The 19,751-nt window shown below is 62.2% G+C and carries 18 protein-coding genes; 7 read left to right on the forward strand and 11 right to left on the reverse strand.

Annotated elements, in window-relative coordinates; translation table 11 throughout:
• Window positions 1-3 precede the first annotated feature (3 nt).
• The gene (locus ABIB45_RS20360; RefSeq protein WP_354217666.1) at window positions 4-1,431 is read right to left on the reverse strand and encodes an ABC transporter substrate-binding protein; all 1,428 of its coding nucleotides are present in this window, start codon (window positions 1,429-1,431) and stop codon (window positions 4-6) included.
• A 1-nt stretch (window position 1,432) separates the two neighbouring features.
• The gene (locus tag ABIB45_RS20365) at window positions 1,433-2,599 is read right to left on the reverse strand and encodes a Gfo/Idh/MocA family protein (RefSeq protein WP_354217667.1); all 1,167 of its coding nucleotides are present in this window, start codon (window positions 2,597-2,599) and stop codon (window positions 1,433-1,435) included.
• 207 nt (window positions 2,600-2,806) lie between these two features.
• On the opposite strand from ABIB45_RS20365, the gene ABIB45_RS20370 reads away from it, so the two are divergent.
• On the forward strand, window positions 2,807-3,940 hold the full coding sequence (locus ABIB45_RS20370) for an ROK family transcriptional regulator (protein ID WP_354217683.1): 1,134 nt from the start codon (window positions 2,807-2,809) through the stop codon (window positions 3,938-3,940).
• Between the two features lie 79 nt (window positions 3,941-4,019).
• Entirely contained in the window at window positions 4,020-4,208 is a 189-nt protein-coding gene (locus tag ABIB45_RS20375; RefSeq protein WP_354217668.1) for a hypothetical protein, read from the forward strand.
• Between the two features lie 838 nt (window positions 4,209-5,046).
• Here ABIB45_RS20375 and ABIB45_RS20380 read toward each other — a convergent pair.
• Window positions 5,047-5,418, reverse strand: coding sequence for a recombinase family protein (locus ABIB45_RS20380; protein WP_354217669.1), 372 nt, complete (start codon window positions 5,416-5,418; stop codon window positions 5,047-5,049).
• Window positions 5,419-5,655: 237 nt separating this feature from the next.
• Between ABIB45_RS20380 and ABIB45_RS20385 the strand changes: the two genes are divergently transcribed.
• Both ABIB45_RS20385 and ABIB45_RS20390 read left to right on the forward strand, forming a co-directional pair.
• Window positions 5,656-6,513, forward strand: a complete 858-nt coding sequence (locus ABIB45_RS20385; protein WP_354217670.1) for a hypothetical protein — start codon at window positions 5,656-5,658, stop codon at window positions 6,511-6,513.
• Window positions 6,514-6,659: 146 nt separating this feature from the next.
• The gene (locus tag ABIB45_RS20390; RefSeq protein ID WP_354217671.1) at window positions 6,660-6,935 is read left to right on the forward strand and encodes a putative quinol monooxygenase; all 276 of its coding nucleotides are present in this window, start codon (window positions 6,660-6,662) and stop codon (window positions 6,933-6,935) included.
• A 147-nt stretch (window positions 6,936-7,082) separates the two neighbouring features.
• On the opposite strand, the gene ABIB45_RS20395 is transcribed toward ABIB45_RS20390, so the two are convergent.
• On the reverse strand, window positions 7,083-7,253 hold the full coding sequence (locus ABIB45_RS20395; RefSeq protein ID WP_354217672.1) for a hypothetical protein: 171 nt from the start codon (window positions 7,251-7,253) through the stop codon (window positions 7,083-7,085).
• A gap of 409 nt (window positions 7,254-7,662) precedes the next feature.
• On the opposite strand from ABIB45_RS20395, the gene ABIB45_RS20400 reads away from it, so the two are divergent.
• Both ABIB45_RS20400 and ABIB45_RS20405 read left to right on the forward strand, forming a co-directional pair.
• Window positions 7,663-8,208, forward strand: a complete 546-nt coding sequence (locus ABIB45_RS20400) for a hypothetical protein (RefSeq protein ID WP_354217673.1) — start codon at window positions 7,663-7,665, stop codon at window positions 8,206-8,208.
• Window positions 8,209-8,725: 517 nt separating this feature from the next.
• Window positions 8,726-9,505, forward strand: coding sequence for a hypothetical protein (locus tag ABIB45_RS20405; protein ID WP_354217674.1), 780 nt, complete (start codon window positions 8,726-8,728; stop codon window positions 9,503-9,505).
• Between the two features lie 1,024 nt (window positions 9,506-10,529).
• Here ABIB45_RS20405 and ABIB45_RS20410 read toward each other — a convergent pair.
• From ABIB45_RS20410 to ABIB45_RS20425, 4 genes are all read right to left on the reverse strand, one after another.
• The gene (locus ABIB45_RS20410) at window positions 10,530-11,981 is read right to left on the reverse strand and encodes an amidase (RefSeq protein WP_354217675.1); all 1,452 of its coding nucleotides are present in this window, start codon (window positions 11,979-11,981) and stop codon (window positions 10,530-10,532) included.
• A gap of 147 nt (window positions 11,982-12,128) precedes the next feature.
• The gene (locus ABIB45_RS20415) at window positions 12,129-12,548 is read right to left on the reverse strand and encodes an SRPBCC family protein (RefSeq protein ID WP_354217676.1); all 420 of its coding nucleotides are present in this window, start codon (window positions 12,546-12,548) and stop codon (window positions 12,129-12,131) included.
• Between the two features lie 234 nt (window positions 12,549-12,782).
• Entirely contained in the window at window positions 12,783-13,301 is a 519-nt protein-coding gene (locus ABIB45_RS20420; protein ID WP_354217677.1) for a hypothetical protein, read from the reverse strand.
• A gap of 518 nt (window positions 13,302-13,819) precedes the next feature.
• Window positions 13,820-15,245 (reverse strand): IS3 family transposase gene (locus ABIB45_RS20425; RefSeq protein ID WP_354217678.1). Its coding sequence is split into 2 segments (ribosomal slippage): window positions 13,820-14,894 and window positions 14,893-15,245, totalling 1,428 coding nucleotides; the frame shifts between segments, so codons are not numbered across the junction.
• Between the two features lie 168 nt (window positions 15,246-15,413).
• Here ABIB45_RS20425 and ABIB45_RS22665 point away from each other — a divergent pair.
• Window positions 15,414-15,566: a DUF7793 family protein gene (locus ABIB45_RS22665; RefSeq protein ID WP_502914557.1), complete on the forward strand. Its 153-nt coding sequence runs from the start codon at window positions 15,414-15,416 to the stop codon at window positions 15,564-15,566.
• Between the two features lie 920 nt (window positions 15,567-16,486).
• Here the strand turns inward: ABIB45_RS22665 and ABIB45_RS20430 are convergent.
• From ABIB45_RS20430 to ABIB45_RS20440, 3 genes are all read right to left on the reverse strand, one after another.
• Window positions 16,487-17,929, reverse strand: coding sequence for an IS1380 family transposase (locus ABIB45_RS20430; protein WP_354217679.1), 1,443 nt, complete (start codon window positions 17,927-17,929; stop codon window positions 16,487-16,489).
• 216 nt (window positions 17,930-18,145) lie between these two features.
• Entirely contained in the window at window positions 18,146-18,340 is a 195-nt protein-coding gene (locus ABIB45_RS20435; RefSeq protein ID WP_354217680.1) for a hypothetical protein, read from the reverse strand.
• A 160-nt stretch (window positions 18,341-18,500) separates the two neighbouring features.
• Window positions 18,501-18,887: a tetratricopeptide repeat protein gene (locus tag ABIB45_RS20440; protein WP_354217681.1), complete on the reverse strand. Its 387-nt coding sequence runs from the start codon at window positions 18,885-18,887 to the stop codon at window positions 18,501-18,503.
• Between the last annotated feature and the right edge of the window lie 864 nt (window positions 18,888-19,751).

The raw sequence follows: 19,751 nt of genomic DNA on the forward strand, positions 1-19,751 counted from the left end.
GGGTTAGTAGCCGGCCGATTTAAGGAGGGCCGAGACCTTCTCCGACGCGGACTTGAGGGCGTCCGATGGCGAGGAAGCGCCGGTTGCGGCGTTGTTCACCGCGACGGCCACCTCGTGGCTGACTTCGGTGTAGTTGGTCAACCGTGCACGGCCCACGCCTTCTGCGAGGGATTTTCCGAGGGTGTCGTAGAAGGGTGCGAGGGGGTTATCGCTCTTGATGCCGGCAAAGACGGAGGTCCGGCTGGGGTGCAGGGACTTGGCGGTCATCGTCGTTTGCTGCTCGGCGGCGGTCAGCCAGCTGATCCCCTGGTAGGCCCATTCTTTGTTCTTGGAATTCTTGTTGACGCTCAGCATCCAGGTCCCGAAGTGGGGTCCGGCGGCCTTCGCGCTGGGCACCGGGGCGTAGCCGATGGTGCCGCCCTTGACGTTGTCACCGAGCTTCAGGTCGTGGTAGTTGATCGTCATGGCGGTCAGCCCGCTGCCGAACGATTCGGCGGTTGTACCCCAGTCCGCTGACGTGCTGCCCGGGGGCACGTGCCCGCTTTGCGCCAGCTTGGCGTAGTAGTCCAGTGCCTGGGTTCCTTCGGGGGTGTTGAACGTGGGCTTGCCGTTCTGGTCCGCCAGGGTCCCGTCTCCGCCCTGGGAGGCGAGCAGGGTCTTGAAGTCATCAGTGGCCCAGTCGCCTACCCCTGCCATGACCGTGGTGCCGTAGAGCTTCTTGTCGGGCTGGGTGAAGAACTCTGCCACCTGGGCGTAGTCGTCCCATGTCTTCGGGACCGTAAGGTCCTTGCCGTACTTGGCTTTGAAGTTCGCCTTCTGGGCCGGGTCGTTGAACAGGTCGCTGCGGTAGGCCATGACGGCCACGTTCGACTGGATCGGCATCCCGTACACGTCGAATCCGGCATTCTTGATCGCGGAGGCGTCGGGCTTTGCCGTGGAATCCGGGTAGCGTTTGATCGGGGAATCAGCATTATAGACGGCCGTGTCGTAGAACACCTTGGGGATGAAGTCGCCCACGTTGGACTGCGGGCTGTCAGGGTTTTGGGCGCCGTTCTGGAGGTACTGGGTCAGGGGTTCGAGGTTCTGCACCAACGCCGGCGCCCACGGGGTGTCGACGACGACGATGTCGTAGTAATTGCTGCCCGAAGCGAACTCGGAGAAGACCTTCTGCTGCAACGCGTCGTAGGGCTGGTTGTCGATCTTCAGATCGATGCCGAACTTTTCCTTGAATTGCGGCACGAGCGCTGCGACCGCGGCGCTGTTGGCCTCATCGGTGGTGTAGAGCATCCGCAGCTCTGCCGGTTTGGCCGCGGCGGTGTTGGGTGCTGATGACCCGCCCGTGCATGCGGTTGCCAACAGGGCTACGGTGAGCGCGGCTCCCAAGCCCGCTACGATGCGGGATCGCTTGACGCGATCGAGAGATCGGATCATCTTACTGCCTTTCCTTAAAGGTTAATAAAGGGGTTTTGTGGCCGGTCGGTGTCGGGTAGTTCGGGGGAACGTCTTGCCAGCCGCCCTCCCGGGCGGAGCGTTGAACAGCGGAGGTGAGCCGGGCCGCCCGCAGGCCGTCATCGAACAGGGGCAGGCCATCCGGAGCCATACCGGATCTCACCGCGAGGTAAACGTCGGATATGAATGAGTTAAAGGCATCCTGATAGCCCTGCGGATGGCCTGCCGGCAGGCTGCAGTATCGGGCAGCCGACGGATCAAGGACGGCCGGATCGCGGACCATCAGATGGGAGCCCGAGCGGCGCCCGACCCACAGAGTTTCCGGTTGCTCCTGATCAAAGGCCAGTGTTTCCGTCGTTCCCGAAATTTCCAGCGCGAGACGGTTCTTACGTCCCGGGGCGACCTGGCTGATGAGGAGCGTCCCTACGGCGCCGCCGCGGGTCTCGAAGACAACGGAGACAATGTCTTCGGTCCGGACGTCCCGGCCGCCCCGTTGGCTGAAGGCCTTCCGGGTCAGGGCGGCCAGCCGGCTGATCCGGTCATCAAGAATGAATTCGATGACGTCGCACAGATGGGAGCCGATATCGGCGAAGGCCCGTGAGGGTCCTCCGAGGCTTTCATCGACCCTCCAGTCGTCGTCTTCGCTGGACAGAAGCCAATCCTGAAGAAATGAACCCTGGATGGTCAGGACACGTCCGACCTGGCCATGGCGGACCCTGGCCCGGGCCTCCCGGACCATGGGATGAAACCGGTAGATAAAGGGCACGGCAGCGGTGCGGCCCGTGGTGCGGGCCAGTGCGGTCACTGCCGCAGCGTCCTCCACGGAGGTGGCAAGCGGCTTTTCACAGACCACGTGTTTGCCAGCCTGCAGCGCCGCCGTAGCGAGCTCCGCGTGGGTGACGTTCGGCGTGCAGACATGCACCACATCGATCGAATCATCGTCGAGTAACTGCTCGACAGAACGATAAGCACGGCCAAGACCCAAACGGGAACCGGCCCGCACAGCACTCGCCAGCGTCGAGGAGGCCACCCCGGCGGGGATGACACCGGCAGATCGGACAGCCCTCCCGTGAACGGCGGCCATGAACCCGCCCCCAATAAAGCCTGCCCGCAGCGGGGCGGACACCGCATCAGTTCCGTTCTCGTTCATTGCATCAGTATGACATTGATCACCTGTCTTATGTCAAGAGATAGGCAAAAGATGCCTAAGCATGCCCATTAGATCATCGACGCCTACCCATTGGCGTGTAATAATCAACAGATGAGACAAAGCGGGGCTTCGCAGTCCTACCGGAGGGAGACAGTTTCAGTGACCACCCAAACGCCCGGATTCGGCGCATTCGAGGTCTTTCAACTCATGCGCGACGGCAAACCGAGGACCCGGGCCGAGCTGACTGCTCAAACGGGACTTTCACGGTCGACCATCGGCGCGCGGATCGACACCCTCTCGGAGCTTGGGCTGGTCAAGCCGGTCTCTTATGCCTCTTCAACCGGCGGGCGGCCGTCGTCTCAAATTGCCTTCAACGCCGGCGCCGGAATTGTCGCGGCCGCTGACCTCGGTGCCACGCACGCCGCTATCGCCATCACCGATCTCGCCGGGAACAGAATCGCTGAAACACATACGAGACTTGAAATTGCCGACAGGCCCGACGATGTGCTCACCTCCCTGGCCGAGAACATCACGGCACTCCTGAAGCAGATCGACCGCGATTCCCGCGAACTTATAGCCATCGGCATCGGACTGCCCGGCCCGGTTGAACACGGCACCGGGAAACCCTCCAAACCGCCCCTCATGCCGGGCTGGGACGGATTCGACGTTCCGGAAGCCATGCGAAAAAAATTCCAGGTGCCCGTCCTGGTCGACAATGATGTGAACATCATGGCCCTGGGTGAACGCTCAGCCCAATGGCCCGACACGGACCATATGATCTTCGTCAAGGTCGCCACCGGCATCGGAGCAGGGATCATCAGCAGCGGACAGCTTCAACGCGGGGCCGACGGAACCGCCGGGGATATCGGCCATATACCCATCTCCCGTGGCGCCCTCGTCCCCTGCAGCTGCGGCAATATGGGCTGCCTCGAAGCCCTCGCCAGCGGTCCGGCAGTAGCTGCCGGCCTCAGAAAAAACGGCGCGGATGTCCGTACGGTGGCGGATGTCATTGCACTGGTGCGCGCCGGAGACCTCCCCGCCATACAGGCCGTCCGACAGGCGGGCCGGGACATCGGTGAGGTCCTGAACATGTGCGTCAGCATCATCAACCCCTCCGTCATAACCATCGGGGGCTCGATGGCCGAAGCCGGCGAACACCTAATCGCCGGAATCCGCGAAGCCGTTTATAGCCGGTCCACACCCATAGCCACACACCACTTGACCATCGCACAGTCACGCTCCGGGCCCCAGGCCGGCGTCATCGGTGCCAGTATCCTCGCCATCGAACACGCGCTCTCCGCCGAGCGACTCGAATCCCTCCACAGCCGCCGAACAGCCTAGACCTCCAGTTCGTGGACCCGGACGCCCAATCGGATTGTGCCCATTGTTTGCGGACGACAAACGCACCGTCTGAACGCTCATGGTTCTGCTGCTCTGGGTCCACGGCCACCGGCGCTACTTCAACGCATCGGAGGGCTTCGGGCTGGTGGTTGGCGTGGCGGCCGGCGACATCGATTTGAATCGCAGCGCCGTCCTGGCCGAGGAGCACCTGATGCGGCGGCTAGTGCTGCGGAGGGGGCTCAGGCTGATGGCTCGGAATTCTCGATGAGCAGTCGGTGGGGGAGTTCGAAGGCCGAAGCGGGCTGTGCACATTGTGCACACCCTGGGCTTCGGATCGGGTCGTACTGGTGCCGGACTGGGCCGGATTGCGGATGTTTTCGGGGGAGTGGCGGAAACTCAGGGGCTGGAGTCCGGTTCGAGTCCCACCTCGGGCACAGTGGTTCCGCAGGTCAGGGGCTTTTTGGGTGTTTTTCGTGTGCACATTGTGCACACCCTCGCCTCAAATCTGATGTTCCGGGTGTGCGGGTCCCGGACAGACCTATTTGTTTGTGTGGGGGAGCGGCGGACTACGGCGGACCGGGTGCCGCCCTGTGGGGCCCCTTCTGGGTGCTCATCCTTCTTCGTCCTTCCGTCGGCTTTTTAGCGTTCACTACTTCATGGTGGCTAGGGTCGCGTGCAACATGATTTGCTGATTATTCTTTAGATCGACCCAGGCTTGAGGCCGGTCCGGAATTTCCGCTCTGATACCTGTTCATGAAGGAGTGCGGGGGATCGGCATGACATGGCCACCGATGCGGAGCAGATTCTCACTTTCCGAAGTCGTCTGCATAAGCTGCCCCTGAAAGTACGGGAGATGTGCGGACGGGTATGGACATCTGGTGTCCAAAGTCCCCTGCACAAAGCGTCACTTTGGTCGGGAGTCGCGTGCACAAAACGTCAGGCTACTGAGGCTCGCCTGGGCATTGTCCGGGGTCCCGGCTGGCGGCGTCCCTGGAGGCCTTGAATGAGGGTGGCGGGGCAGCTCTTGGTAGCAGCGGCGCTAAATTGAATGCCCATGCGGTTCCGAACAGATGGTCACGATGCGCCGGCCAGCTGGCGGGAGAAGGTCACGTGGCCAGCACGGCGCGCTGGATGGCCCGGAAGACGGTAGAACGGGCAACGCCGAAGAGTTCGGCGATCTCTCCGTTGTGGATGCTGCCGCCGATGTTGAGGGTCACGCCCTTGCGTGTGAGCTCGTCGGCGATATCCGTCGCATCCGGTAGGGACCGTGCGAGCCGGTCAAGTTTGGTCATCACGAACGTGTCGCCGCCGCGGCACGCCGCGAGAGCTTTGCCCAGCCCGGGTCGGTCGCGTTTGGTGCCGGTGAATCCGTGGTCGACGTGGACCATCTCGGCGTCGACGCCGAGGGTGTGGAGGGCATGGTGCTGGGCGGTGAGGTCCTGGGTGCTGGTCGAGCAGCGGGCGTAGCCGATGAGCATGCTTCGGACTGTAGCGTACCGGGCATTAATTCGGGCAGGGTATACGGGAATCCGGCAATGGCGGAAACACTCGGATGTGAAGAAGACCCAAGCGCAGCGTCGGGACGGCCGGTGGACGACCGGCTTACGGGCGCATCGCAAGACGACATTCTCAGGTTGCCATGCTTACTTCTGCGCCCGATTGATAGGTTTGCGACTAACGTTTTGATGGGTTTCTGACGGGGAGACGGAGCAAACATGGAATCAGGCCCCAAGGACCTGTTGGAGCTCAGGCGGGCGGGCGATGCCCAGCCCTTATGGTTCCTTGACCTTGTCCAGCCGCAGATCGGCGGCGGGAAATTCGATCCCGGACACCTCTCGAAAATCGAGGCGCACCCTGATTCAACCGCCCTTCGTATCAGCGGGCTGGACCAGGCCGTGTTTGAGCGACTGGTCTCCAGCTGCGGAAGGCAGTTCACAGCGATTGAGTTCTGGAAGTGCCCCAGGATTGAGGACCTCACCCCGCTTGAGGACCTGTCAGGGCTCCGGATGGTCTCGTTCTATTGGAATCAGCGGTCCACACGACTATGGAACCTTTCGCGTACGCCGCATCTGACTGCGTTGCGGGTAGAGGACTTCACCCGATTCCACCGGCTGGATGACCTACTAACCGGGCACGCTCTGAAGGAACTCATCCTCGGTGACGCGGTATGGAGCAAGACTACTTTCGAGACGCTGGAACCCCTGGCCTCGCTGACGGGATTACTGACTCTAAGCTTGCTTCCGAAACGCATCGACGATGGTCGGATCCAGCCTCTTGGTTCACTGACCAACCTCGAAAATCTACGAATACCATGCAACCTGTTCACAACAGAGCAGATCGCTTGGCTCCGAGCACGGTTGCACGAAACAGTGGAATCGGAAGCGTTGAACGCCCTTCTCCCGCTAACGACACCCTTCGACATCGACGGCAAGCTGCGCGATGTTCTCCTGATTGGGAAGCGTAAGCCCTGGCTCAACTCCGACCAGGACGCGGCAAGAATCCACAAGCACGTTTCCAAGTTCGAACAACTGGTCGCCAGCTTCCGAAGCGACCCAAGCCTCGAGCCGGAGTGACCAATCGCAGAAAGCCCCGGCCGCTATCCAACTTCCCGACGACCGAATAGCGTGTCGAATACGCCCGTTAAAGGATCCTTCACCGCACGCGCGTCACCAAGGCGCGTCGGCTGAAGGGGCCACTGGTGATGCGGGAAGATGGCTCGATGACTGATGTTTATCTCAGTGGACAACTCGTGTGCCGCGACAACGACGACGTCGCCGTCGTCCAGCATCTTGCCGTCCACATTGCGCAAACATGCGCCGAAGTTGGCTGTGTCTCATTCCGTGTGAGCCCTACCGACGACCCATTGGTGTGGCACGTTGATGAATTGTTCCGCGATGCCACGGCATTCAGAGCTCACCAAGCCCGGGTCGCCGGCAGTAAATGGGGACGCGTCACCGACGGAATCGAACGCCGCTACAAAATCGAGGGACTCTGACTTCGGCCGCTCTCGAGGATGCCCACGCCCGGCCAATCGGTTACCAGACGGTCGGTACCGTCCACTGGCAGCGGCCAGACCCAGATGGTCAGCGAGCCGCTCCGGCCGCGCAGGTTTCTGCTGGTGCCGTGAACCTGGGGGGGCTAGCTACCTCAGCTTGTGGATCTTCTCGGTCGGGACGTAGAAGGTCACTTCGCCGGTTTCGACGTCGACCCGCGCCTTGAGCCCTACCTTGCCCAGAATCGGGTGACCGTGGGAGATCGCGACGGGATAGGAGCCCCCGGCATAGACCTCGCAGTCTTCAATGAATTCAGCCATTCCCGAATCCTATACACCCACGGCCATGTGATCGTCCGCTGGACGATCCTTCACCGGACCACCCGGGCATGCCCCGGGTAAGCCCGACGCGAAAACACGCTTCCACCTCTGTTGCCAAGCCGGCCTCGGCAAACGGTATCGATTGCGGTACGGGCGCCTGCTATTGTTCGACCTGCACCCGGCTTCGATGGCCGTTCCGTGAACGGAACGGCCATCGCGCTATGTCAAGCGGCCACTGGCGGAACCATCCCCACGGCAAGGAACGTTCCGAGCGGCGCGTCACCGGGATCCTTCCTAGTTGTGAACGGGTGGCCGGGACTGGCACCAGCAGGTCTGCCAAGTAACCCCTGCCGACCGGGCCAAGCGCCGTCCCTTCCGCCTTGGCGGTGGATGTCCGATGATGACCGGTATGAAAAGAATTATCGGGTGGCTGGCAGCAGCAGCTGTCGTGACGGTCGTATTCGGCAGTCTGTACATTGCATTCCAGCAATCCGGCCGTAGGTCTGCCAATGTGGCGCCCTCTGCGGCGGCCGCTGCCCAGATGCAGCTTCTCGGCACATCCGTTGCGTCGGTCCCACTGGTGGAGTTGACCCCCGATAGTGGGGTGTTTGTCATCGTGTACGGCACCGATGACAAACCGGAGACGGGAACGGCCACTCTCCACGGAGTACTTCCAACCCTCCCATCCGGCGTGCTCGACACGGCAAGGAGATCAGGTGAGGATGCTGTGACGTGGCAGCCGGAGCCCGGACTACGGATGGCAGTCATTGCCCGCTCATCGGCCGGAAAAGTCGTGGTTGCCGGGCAGTCGCTCACCCCTTACGAGGCCACAGACACAATGATCAGGGTTTATCTGGTACTCGGATGGTTCGGGTGTGTCCTTGTCCTTGGCGCCGGGTTCGCAGCGTCCGTGTTGCTTGGCCCACGGCAGCGCCCAGCAAGCCCCATGCAGTGATGGCGTTGGCGAGGTAACCTGTTAGGCGCAAATCTGCAGACTCAGGTTCCCACCATACGGAGTGCCCTATCGCGGCGATTCACAGCGTCCGCGGTGGCTGGCTCGTCTCGACGGAAAGGTGCCCGGTAAAGGATCCCAATCGGGCACTGGAGCCCCGTGGGCCACCGGCTAACGGGCAGCTCGTGCCGTCGCTCCGGCGTCACGATCCCTAGGACTGTGGTCCGAGGCTAGACTGGGGCCGGTAAGGGCGGATTGGGGGATCCAAAGCGGCGCACGCCGCTGTTCCACTGGTCGGTCGCAGCCATCGTAACCGTAGGAACGACCGTGACCTTCTTCCAGGACTACTCGATCCCGTCGTCGCCTCCCCGCCCACGGACGCCGCAGTTCACGCCGCCTCCCTGGGCGGGCGCCACCCCCCTACGAACTGCCCGCCCTCGTCCCGGTGAATCGGTTCGTCCACCAGTCCCCGACCTTTGTGATGGCCGTTGAGGTCTACTCCACCGGATGCATCATTGACGTGAAATGGATTCTGCGCCGCACCGACCAGGAGGACCGAAAGTGGGCGGAGATCAATGCCGTTTCTCACCGGCCGGCGCCGCAAGTGCGCGATGGAGGCATTTCTTCCGACTCCATCCTCCTGCTCGGAGTCCAGTTCCCGGACGGCACAAAGGCCAGCAGCTCATCCCTGGCGATGTACGGGCACAAGCCGCTGGACCAGAAACCTGATGGCCCGGTCTTCGAATACCGGCCCAAGGGCGGTAATGGCGGGGAAGATGACATGTCAGCAAACGCCGCACTCTGGCTCTGGCCGCTGCCGCCGGCCGGGGACCTGCGCCTTGTCGCGCAGTGGACGGACATGGGCATGCCCGAAAGCTCCATCTCCCTCGACGGCCTTCAGCTTCGAGATGCCGCTGCTGGAGTCCAGAAGTACTGGCCTGAAGGAAGACGTGCAGGGATGAATCCACTCAACAACCCGGTCCTGCTCGTGGTCTTCGCGGCAGTCTTCTTCTACGTCCTCTACGGCGTCATCCGCGCCGCTGTCCGCGACGGCATCCTCCAAGCCGACGAGCGGCGGGAGAAAGCGCGTAGCGGGCTCAATAGCGGAGAACGGGGATCAGCGCCCGGGGGTGGCTCATCCCCGGGCGCCGGGACAGCCACCATCATCTTCGTACTCCCGTACGTTCCAGCAGTGTTCAGCCTGGCTCCCAATGGCACCGCGATCCTGACTCTCGTGGTGCTGCTTTGGACCGGCAGTTGGCTCCTGGGCCGCGGGCGCACCTGCAAAAGGCAAGGCTAGTGAATCAAGTCGGGCCCTGCCTCCTCAGCGGCTGGCAGGAACTGCCGAAGGCGCATGGTCCTGCCACCCGGACTCGGGATAGGAGGTATCCGGTAAGGGATCCCTGAGCGGGGGCTGTGACGTGGTCTGATTCACAGTGCGCGGCACCTCAACCACCCTGCTGAGCCCTTCAGTAAGCTCTATGCATGCAGATACGGAAGCGATCTTGTTTGACGGGGGACATATTGACGCGATCTGTGAGGCTAGCGGCCACGCATCAATCAACGCGATCGGGCCGTGGAGCGGCATCCGGGAATGTGGGACGGGAGACTTCGAAAGTGCTGTGCCGTGATTGAATCAATTCCCGACAGGCCCAAAGCGCTCTCCGTCGGAGTCATTGTCGGCGGATTTACCGCCCAGAGTAAGGTCTGGCGGGAGGCGCTCACGCGATTATCCAGGGACGTGTCAGAAATACGGGATCAACTTGAGTCGGATTTCAACATTAACGTCGAGTTCCAAATCCCTGGACACATCATCAGTCCTGATTTCCAAGGAGTTCGCACCGGCGCGTTCCGCAAGGCCGACCACCTCCTAAAGATTCAGGTAGCCGTACCCGTTGACCCGCCGGATGATCCATATGCGTATGGAGTACAAGCCATGCGAGATGCCGTAGACGTGGCTGAAGCCTGGTCAGTGCGGCGGCGCGTCGACTTCGACCCAGGGCCATTCCGGTCCCTACTCGCCCGACTGAACGAAAATCCTCCTCGTTAGCCCGCAGGGTGGCTTCGCATTGGGGCGACTGCTCCTCTTGACTAAGGGCTAGAGCCTACTCGGGGGCTTCCCGGTTTGTATCTCTGACAATCAAATGGGGACGTCCAGCCCGCGAGGCTGAGGAAGATGGAGGCCCGAGGCCATGCCCGCAAGCCGATCCGCTTCCGGACGATGATCGCGACAATTAGCCCTGCAAAAACGCCGCCATTTTATCGTTGGGGGAGTACCCCGAAGGTGTCGTGGTGGGGGACCGGCTATTGGACGGCTGTGGGCCCTACCTCGGTGGCTCGAAGCCGCCGATCCTCCGCTCGAGCAGTTCAGCCAGTCGCAGCGGGGAACGGTCCTCGAACATCGGACCGATGAGCTGCACTCCCACCGGCAGCCCATCCGGGGACCGGCCGGTGGGTATGGCGGTGGCAGGCAGTCCGGGCATGGTGGCCACACCGGCCCAGATCGATTGATCAACGGAGGGGTACTCGACGCCGTCGATGTCGATCCTCTGTTCCCCGCGGTCCGGGTTGTGGTCGTGCGGGAACGCGGGAATTGACATGATCGGACACACCACGGCATCGAATTCGGTAAAGAAGTGCCGCCAGGCGTGGCGGTGACGTTCGCGGCGAATGTCGGCGTCGATCCAATCGCGATGGCTCAGGACCATGCCGCGCAGCCGGGACGCGTTAAGGCTCTCATCGTCCGCGTCCAGGTCGGCGGCGAGGGTCCGCAGCTGCTCGTAAGTCTCCGCGGGGACACGCGCGCCGCTGTTCGATAACATCAACCGCGCGTACAGCGTCGCGTTTTCGGTCAGATCGGGGAGGAGCGGACTGCGCCGCTCGACGCGGGCCCCGCCGTCGACGAGTGCGGCGGCGACTCGGTTCACCCCGGCCCGCACTGCCGACCCGGTCTCAATGAGCGGATGCTCGTCGAGCACCAGGACGCGGAAGTCGCAGAGCCTCTGGTGACGCGCGGGCGGCAGAGTCAGATCATAGGCGACGCCGCGCGTTAACGGGTCCGGTCCCGCCATCACATTCAGCAACAATGTGAGGTCGCGGGCGGTGCGCGCCATCGGACCGCAGACGCCGAGGTCGCCATCGACCGGCAGCGCCGGTGCGGGCGGCGGCACCATCCCGCGGGTCGGCACCAGCCCGAACGTAGGCTTGTGTGCGTAGATACCGCAGAAATGCGCCGGGTTGCGCAGTGAACCCGCGAGGTCGGAGCCGATAGACAGCGCGCCGAATCCCGATGCCAGCGCCGCCGCTGATCCGCCGGAGGATCCGCGAGGCGTTCGACCCTGGTCCCAGGGGTTATTGGTGGTGCCGTAGATCTCGTTGAAGCTCTGCCAATCCTGCAGCATGAACGGCACATTGGTCTTGCCGAGAATCACCGCGCCCGCGGCCTTCAGGCGTGACACCACCACCGCGTCCTCAGCGGGCACATAGTGCGCATACTGCGGCATCCCCCAGGTCGTGGGCAACCCGGCAACGTTGTAGGACTCCTTGACCGTCACAGGAATACCGAGCAGTGGCCGGTCCTCGCCGCGGGCGCGCGCCTCGTCGGCCCGGCGCGCGGCAGCCCGTGCACGATCGAAGTCCGGCACACAGATCGCGTTAATCGCCTCATCGTCCCGCTCGATACGGGCGATCGCCTCCTCGGTCAGCTCCACCGAGGTCACCTCGCCGGTCCGCAAGGCGGACACTAGTTCTTCGGCCGAAAGAAATGCCCACTCCATGAATCCGATTCTAAGTGCCGCCACAGGCGCCCGGCCCCACATCCCCATCCACCGGGACGGCCTCGACGTTCACTGCCGCAGGCCTTCACGAGAGGGCAGCCACGCCGGCGGAGCGCCGTCCGGCGACCGATGGGCTACCGAGACGATCTATTCGAGATTCGAGTCACCTGCAAGATGTCGGTTGCGCGTCTCGATCAGCCTTTGGAGGTAGCGGCCCAGCACTAGTTTCTCGGCCATACGTCCAATGGGCCCGAACGGAGCCACGAACTCGATGCGATCCACCATCGTGGTTCCTGCTGAGTCCTGGCTGAACTCATGAACATGCCGGAACCGTCGGAACGGACCTTTAACCTGCTCATCTACGAAGTAGTCGGGTATCTGCATCTCGGTGATCCGGCTCGTCATTTGAAGCGGGACGCCGAAGTGCCAAGCTCGCCACGTCACTTCCTCGCCCAAGGAGATGAGACCGGACGTCACGCCATCTACGGCCTCTTCATGAGATTGCACCATGGAGTCCTTGTGGACGTCGATGCTCCGGGCAAGGTCAAATAGCTCCGATTTGGGCATCTTCGTCCGCGTTCTGCACTCAAAATAGACGGCCATCGTCAGAGTATTGCAGTTCTTTCAGTCTCGACTTGAATTGCGCCAAATTCAGGATGGCGCAAGCACGCAGAGTGTCCACGGCAAGGAGTGCCCGGTAAGGGATCCTTTAGCGGACGTCCTGCAGGTTCCATGGGCTGATCGTCGGAAGCTAGGGAAGCAGCGGTACGGGAGTCATCGGCGTTGGGTAAGGCTGCGCGATTATCGACGGTGGCCTACCTCGCGATGCCAGTATTTGGCGTCCTTGCTCCCGGTGCGCAGCACCGCGTCTGGCTGCGGGGGTGCCGGCCACATCTGGAGGAGATAGGAGTCGACAGAGTGATCGGAGAACTCACCTTCCCTTCCTCGATCTCGTCCCTTTGCGCTGGCTCTCAGCCGGTAGCTGCCGGGCGGTATGTCGGCAAGTACGCCACCGCTCTCTCCTGCCCAGGAACTCCACCGCATCTGGTGTCCTTCGGGGAGGACAAATGACACCTCGACGACGTCCTTCCATGGGGCATCGGCATCGTCTCTGGGCTTGGCTTCCAGCACAACGATGCGCACGGGCGATCCGCCTGACCGGCGGGCTAAGTTCACATACAGGCCGTTGGGGTCGGAGGCGCCGACCAATCCGTTGGTCTGACCGGCGAAGAAGCGATCGAAATCTCCGTCGAAGCCGTCCCCGGCCCAAGTGAGGTCGAATTGCCCGTAATCGGTCTCGACAACTTGGTCGAACAGCACTCGCTCCATGGCATTAGATTACGTCGCAACCGTTTGAGGGCTAAAAGGGCGCCATACGGCCACGCGTTCAATGACGTTATGGTGTCCCGGTGAGGGATCCCTTACCGGACGCATCGGCGCCCGATGAGCCACCCGGCTAACGGGCGGTCGTTCCACCCAGCCGGGAAGCCCTCCGAGGAGTTGATCATCTCAAGAGGCTCAGCGTTTGACTCGCCGTTTCGCTGCGCTCCTCCGGGCAGGCAGTTTAGTCTTAGCTACACAAGGATGCTGGGGGAGCAAAAGGTGGAACAGATAATTGTTGGTAGCGGCAAGGGCACGGTGGGACTCGACGCCGAGGGAGTTCTTCAGCTTGTGTGGAACCCAGGGTACTGTTCTGGAGGCCGCTGATGTACATGCGGCGATGGCAACGGTCAATGAGGTTGCCGATGGTGCCGAGTATCCGATGTTGATCGACATAACGAACACCCAAGAGGTGACGCGCCGCGGAATTTGTCAAGGCAGATGAGGCCAGCGGGAGTTTAGGCAGCTAATTCGACATCGGTTGATCGGTCCTTCATTTCGGCGGTCGTGGTCTCCATGGGTTTGTTGATCCAGGTCGTGCCCGGCAGGGCGAGGATCTTCGGATCCGTTGTGGTGGAGAACCGGTGCGGGTTCGCTGCGCGGGCGGCCTGCAGGACTGCGGTGCGGGCTCGGGCCGTGGCGGCCGCGAGACCGTAGTGAACGTCCGCGGGGGTGTTCAACCCGATGCCGGTATGCCGATGATTGTGGTTGTAACCATCGACGAAGTCGGCCATGAAGGCGCGTGCGTCGCCGAGGCTGGCGAAGCGTTCCGGGAACACGGGAGCGTATTTCAGGGTCTTGAACCAGCCCTCCGAGAACGGGTTATCATTGCTCACCCGGGGCCTGGAGTGCGACCGGGTGATCTCCAAATCCGACAACAGCGCGGCAACGGTCTTGCTCGTCATCGACGTTCCCCGGTCGGCGTGAACATCCTGCGGGGTGCCATGCAGAGCGAAGGTTCTCGTCATCATCTCCGCCGCTAACACCGCGGATTCAGACGGGTGGACGGCGCAGCCCACGATGTAACGCGAGAAGATATCGATCATCATGTAGGCATCGAAATACTTGCCTTTGATCGGCCCGGGCAGCTTGGTAATATCCCACGAAATGACGTCTCCTGGTTTGACGGCGACAAGTTCCGGGATGGCTCGTGCCGAATGCCGCGCTTGGGCACGACGCTCCTTCACTTGACGGTTGTCCCGCAGAACGCGGTAAATGGTGGAGATCGACGCCAAATACACGCCCGCGTCGAGCAGCTGGGCGTAGATCTGGATCGGCGCCAAATCGACGAACTCCGGCGAGTTCACCACGTCAAGGATGTGGGTCCGCTCGGCATCGCTGAGCTTGTTCGCCGGCACCACCACGACCGCCGACAGACGTGTCGCCCGGGGCTTCCGGGTGGCGGTTGCCCGGGGAAGACCGACCAACGTGGCGGCCGTGCGGGTGGAAATGCCGCGGGCAGTCAGCTCACGATAGGGGTTTTGCACTGTCTCGTCTGCGGTGGTTCGTCCCGCGAGCCCTTGGAAAGATTTCCAACAGCTCGTGCATTTTTGACATGATCTCCAACGCCACCTCAGTCGTGGCCAGACGTTGGTCCGTCAACTCCAATTTTCGTTTGAGCCGGGCGATCTCGGCCTGCTCCGGGGTGAGTTTCCCGATCTTCTCCCCGGGCTGTTTGCCCTCCAGCACGCCAGCGTCACGGAGCTTTCGCCATTCGGTGATCTGGGAGGAATAGATGCCCTGCTGACGCAGATACGCCCCGCCCGTATTCGTGGCGATCGCGACCTCGTAAGCGGCAAGGTGGACGAGTTTCTGCGCCGGAGTGATCGAACGCCTCCGCGTCGGATCACCCGACCTCGGGCCTGCAGGGATGCTGTTGTTCATAGGACTATCGTCGCGCACGGCGCTGATCGATGGACTGGACATGGTGGATCGGTTCCTGGTTCTCGCCCTACGACACGGCGGACTTGCTCTTAGCTACTGGCCTCACCCGATCCTGACACGCAGGGCCGGGCCAAGTCCGTCTTCAGCGTCCGGTGCGCTGCCTCACGGATTGCCCTGCTTGGCTCAAGCCCGGTCAGTCGTGTCATTGCTAACTTCGCGATGGCGCGGCGGACCCTCCCGTGTCCAACTCGGTTTTTCACCTCCCGCAATGAGGCCATGGACTGGCTTCTCCAGGAGCCCCTTCAGCCAAATGCACGGTGAAGGATCCCCAAACGCTCATCCGAGGTCACGCCATTCCTGGCTAACGAATGCTAGCCAAAAACCAATACGTTCCGTTGAGCGTTCCGCAAATGGAACTCGGAGAAGCCGTTCATCAGCTCCAGCTTTTCCGAGATCAAAGCCAAAATATTGATCGGATCGAAACCAGAGGTTCAGACTGGACCCCTATTTTTGTGTCCCGCGTATCGGGACAATCAGGGCATGGGACGTTCGAGAGAGATCCGCGGGTCCGCTGCTGCATGCGTCCTGATTCTCTCCGTCTCCGCCTGCGGAAGCGTTGGTAATGAGGTGCAGGGAGAATGGCGCCAGGAGCCTCCACTGCCATCTGCAGAGCCTTCCCCCGAAGTTAGTGAGGGTACTGAAATAGCCGACGCAAGCGAGTGCCGGGAGACAGTCCGGCTTCCGACCAGCTCAACAGAATCAACCGCTCCTTCCGCTGGTTCTGCGACTGCATTCAGCTGCGGCACACGATTCGTCCAGCTGACCGAGGAACAGATGCGCAACGCCACTCCTGCACCGATGCCCCTTCAACCAACCGCCAACTCTGAAGGGAACTCGGCAGATTCGCAGGTCACGACGCCGAAAGAGGGAGAGCAGCGAGAGTGGACCCCCGAGCGTATGAGAAGTGCCGCTCCGGAACCAATGCCCGCGGCCCCATAACGCCCAACTCGCCGTAGTGAGGCGAGGGCGTCCCGTAGAGGGATCCTCATATGCGACCCCTCTAGCCCAGATTTTTCATCGGATGGTGGTCGGGGTGCCGGGCCCGGTTTTTGCCGTCCCGGCGGGCTGAATCGGATTTTGGGCGTGGCTGAAAGGCCACGGGTCGCCGGGCGGGGCGAGGGCTTCCACTGATCCCGTTGGTTTTCTTCTTTCCTGCTCGTTCGTTGACTGGGGCTGCGGTGTCAGCTCCGCAGCAGGAGTGCAGGGCGGTTCGCGGCTGCGGCGATTCGGCTGATCGCTTCGAGCAGTGCGGCGATGAGGGGCTTCTCCGGTGCGGCGTCGGGCAGCAGCAGGTGGTTCCGGCGGGCGCGGGTGATGATCGTCCCGGCGGTAGCGAAGAGCCGGTAGCGCCAGCGTTTGATGTCCCAGCCCCTTGCTTTGTGGCCGTCGGGCAGGGCGGTGAGCTGGAGCCAGGAGACCAGGTTCGCGGCCAGGACCGCGAGGTTCGCCCAGGCCTGGTTCGCGGCGAAATCGAAGAACGGGAGCTTACCCAGGCCGGTGTTTTTCAGCGTCTTGATGCGGTTCTCGGCCCGGCCGCGGGCCCGGTGCCGGGCATCCAGGAACGGCCCGTGCCAGCGCGGGGCATTGGTCAGGAACGCTGTCACGCGGTGACCGTCGAGGTCGAGCAGGGTCGGTGTCGCACCGGGGTGCAGCGGCTCGGCGCGTAGGAAGATCTTCGTCCCGGGTGGGTAGTCCTCGAGCGGGATCACCTGCGTGGCGTTGATGACCCAGGCATCGTCGCGTTCGTTGCCGTCCTGGTCCAGGGCCGGCTGCCAGTACTGTTTGTCGTTGATCCAGTCGATCATGTGGGCCTTGCCGACCGGCACCGGGTACGAGACCGAGAACTGCACGTCTCGCGAATGCAGGTACCAGAGGAACTTCCGGGACGCGCCGGCGCTGTCGGTGCGCACCAGGATCTTCTCCCCGTCCAGTTCCTCGTCTTCACCGTAGAGGGAGTCGGGCAGGACGGCGATGGCGGCCTCGAAGATGCGGATGTGGTCCTCGGCGTTGTTCGCTGTGGCCCCGCCGTGGCGCATCAGCACCGCGAGTTCCTCCCCGGTGCCGTTGCCGGCACCGTAATCGAGGCTGGCGGTGAACGGGGCGAATCCGAACCCGCCCTTGTAGTTTCCGGTGGCTCGTTCCTTCTCGGAGTGCGAGGTGACCAGTGTGGCGTCGAGGTCGATGAGCAGCGGGTCCGCGGCCGTGGCCTTCACCGCCGGGCTGCGGTCCCCTGACGCTTCCCAGGCCCGGGTCCGCAGTTCCTGGGCCAGGGTCGAAAAGCCGTAATCGAAAACGTCCGGGTTCTTCACGGTGCGTTCGAAGAACCGGGAGACTGTAGCGTTCGAGGGCACGTTGCCGAACACGCCGGGCTGGGAGCGCAGGATGTCCAGGTCGGAGGCGTGCTCGCCGCCGGCGGCGAGCATCACCGCCAGCGACCCGAGCAGCCTCCCGGGCCGGTGCGAGGCCATCGCGGGGACGAACTGCCCGAGCCGGTCCTCGCATAGATCCCGGAACCCGAGGGCGTCGATGAATGACGTCAGGATCCTGGCGCCGGCATGGGAAACCAGCGACTGGCCGGTGAAAGTGACCGGGACGGATGGGAAGACCTTGGTAGGCTGATGCATCGAAAAGGTGCTCCTTCAAGACACGGAAATAACGGCGTAGACACCCCTATTTTCCCTTGTCAGAGCACCTTTTCGTGTCTTAAACACACCCCTCAGCCCAACCCGATGAAAACCCCGGGCTAGCTGTCAGCTGCGGCTACCAGTAGCGCGCGTGCCATAGAGCCCGCGTCCAGTAGAGCCGAGAACGTGACCACGCATGTGCCGCTGGTTACTCAGCTAGATATTGGGATCTGAGGAACGAAGGGAAAGAATGGCCCTGGCGGCGAAGGTGACGCCGGCGAGCAAAACTATGACCGCCGAGACGATGCTGTACCAAACGCCATTGGAGTTCAATGCGATATATACGCCGACAAGAGAGAAAATAACTGCCCCCAGCGACCAAATGAGCGTTGCTCTTATGGTGTTATTCATGACATCAGCCTAAGGGCTGCATTGATGGCCTAAGTTTGCCGTCTCGTTAGTGGACCGGCTCAGCCGACTCGTCCACCCTACGTCCGGTGAAGGATCCATGAACGGACGCTCGGCGTACTTTGAGGATGATGTCTCGTGGGCCGACTTTTCGATGGGAACTTTAGCGACTCGGGAGGAGCTCTGCCGCATTCCCTATGACTGCGCGACGGTAGTGGGGAAGGGTCGTGGCCAGGGCCTCGAGTGCAACACGGAGAGCCTGATCCGGCTGGCCGGCATCAAAAAGTGCAAGGGCGAGAAAGGCACGATGTGCGTCCCCGGTGACGTCGTTTTCCTCCACATCCTCGAGAACTTCAATCGCGGCCTCGAACTCGCCCACATTGTGCAGTGAGCTGGCGAGTTGAATGAGAGCCTGAGGCCGTCTCCTATCGTCGAGACCCGCGTCGAGTGCAAGGCGGTACAGGGGAATCGCTTCCGTCTCGCTGCCCAGGAAGTCGTGAACAAAAGGCCCATTCATACAGAGCCGCGGCGTCCCCATCAGGCTGTTCATTAATGAGCGCTTTCATGCTCCTAAAGGTTTCGGCAGGGTCTGTGTCATCAGCGTGCGCCCACAAACTCCTGCACGCGGTTTCCCAGTTGTCCATCATGCGCCGATTCTTCCATGGCCACATGCCCTTCGGTGCCCTCAAGCCGATCGGCTATCGGGCGACGCAGCGGGTCTCCCTGGGCTCCAGGTGTTCCCGGTCCCACAAGCGCTGTGGAATGCTGCGGTGTTCGCCAAGCACGAAAAGCGCTGCTTAGCGCAACCGGTGCTGTAGGCTCCGATTCGAACCTTGGGGGACTGTTGCTTAACTACTTTCGCGAGATGCAGGAGGCGCGCTGTGCAACCCGCGGCCGCCGAACGTACGGCTATGTCTCGGCCGGCATCGTACTTGCCGTCATGGGATTGGTCTTTGCGGGTTCCGCACCCTTATGGATGTCTTGGGCCACTTTCGCCGCTTCCTGCGTTCTGGACGTCTTCTTGACTAGGAAATGGATCAGAGACGACGCGCTGGAAGCCTACGGTCACCGACTATATCCAGGCTGACGGCGCCCAGGGTTAGGGACAACATAGCGACAGCGGCTCCAACGGCCGGCCGTCACCGAAAAAGCGGGGGAAGCTTTGCGCCAACGTCCGACACATCACACCGAAAAGCCACCAGTAATGTCCGTCGTTTACCTTGTCCTCAGTCTCTGCGCCTTAGCGACAACAAGCGCCGCAGCCATCCTGTGGACCCCCATCGACGCGGACTTCATTACTCGCGCCGACAATGCCGGGTCGGAATTTGTCAAGGTGAATGAGGCCAGTGGGAGTTAGGCTGCTGCTTTTGTGTCGGTTTTCTCGGCGGGTTTGTTGATCCAGGCCGCGTCGGGG

It is taken from the genome of Arthrobacter sp. UYCo732 (assembly GCF_040547265.1).
Classification (GTDB): Bacteria; Actinomycetota; Actinomycetes; order Actinomycetales; family Micrococcaceae; genus Arthrobacter.

Coding starts and splice junctions, on each gene's coding strand:
- ABIB45_RS20360 (WP_354217666.1), bottom strand. CDS start 1,431: ATGATCCGATCTCTCGATCGCGTCAAGCGATCCCGCATCGTAGCGGGC.
- ABIB45_RS20365 (WP_354217667.1), bottom strand. CDS start 2,599: ATGAACGAGAACGGAACTGATGCGGTGTCCGCCCCGCTGCGGGCAGGC.
- ABIB45_RS20370 (WP_354217683.1), top strand. CDS start 2,807: ATGCGCGACGGCAAACCGAGGACCCGGGCCGAGCTGACTGCTCAAACG.
- ABIB45_RS20375 (WP_354217668.1), top strand. CDS start 4,020: ATGGTTCTGCTGCTCTGGGTCCACGGCCACCGGCGCTACTTCAACGCA.
- ABIB45_RS20380 (WP_354217669.1), bottom strand. CDS start 5,418: ATGCTCATCGGCTACGCCCGCTGCTCGACCAGCACCCAGGACCTCACC.
- ABIB45_RS20385 (WP_354217670.1), top strand. CDS start 5,656: ATGGAATCAGGCCCCAAGGACCTGTTGGAGCTCAGGCGGGCGGGCGAT.
- ABIB45_RS20390 (WP_354217671.1), top strand. CDS start 6,660: ATGACTGATGTTTATCTCAGTGGACAACTCGTGTGCCGCGACAACGAC.
- ABIB45_RS20395 (WP_354217672.1), bottom strand. CDS start 7,253: ATGGCTGAATTCATTGAAGACTGCGAGGTCTATGCCGGGGGCTCCTAT.
- ABIB45_RS20400 (WP_354217673.1), top strand. CDS start 7,663: ATGAAAAGAATTATCGGGTGGCTGGCAGCAGCAGCTGTCGTGACGGTC.
- ABIB45_RS20410 (WP_354217675.1), bottom strand. CDS start 11,981: ATGGAGTGGGCATTTCTTTCGGCCGAAGAACTAGTGTCCGCCTTGCGG.
- ABIB45_RS20415 (WP_354217676.1), bottom strand. CDS start 12,548: ATGCCCAAATCGGAGCTATTTGACCTTGCCCGGAGCATCGACGTCCAC.
- ABIB45_RS20430 (WP_354217679.1), bottom strand. CDS start 17,929: ATGCATCAGCCTACCAAGGTCTTCCCATCCGTCCCGGTCACTTTCACC.
- ABIB45_RS20435 (WP_354217680.1), bottom strand. CDS start 18,340: ATGAATAACACCATAAGAGCAACGCTCATTTGGTCGCTGGGGGCAGTT.
- ABIB45_RS20440 (WP_354217681.1), bottom strand. CDS start 18,887: ATGAACAGCCTGATGGGGACGCCGCGGCTCTGTATGAATGGGCCTTTT.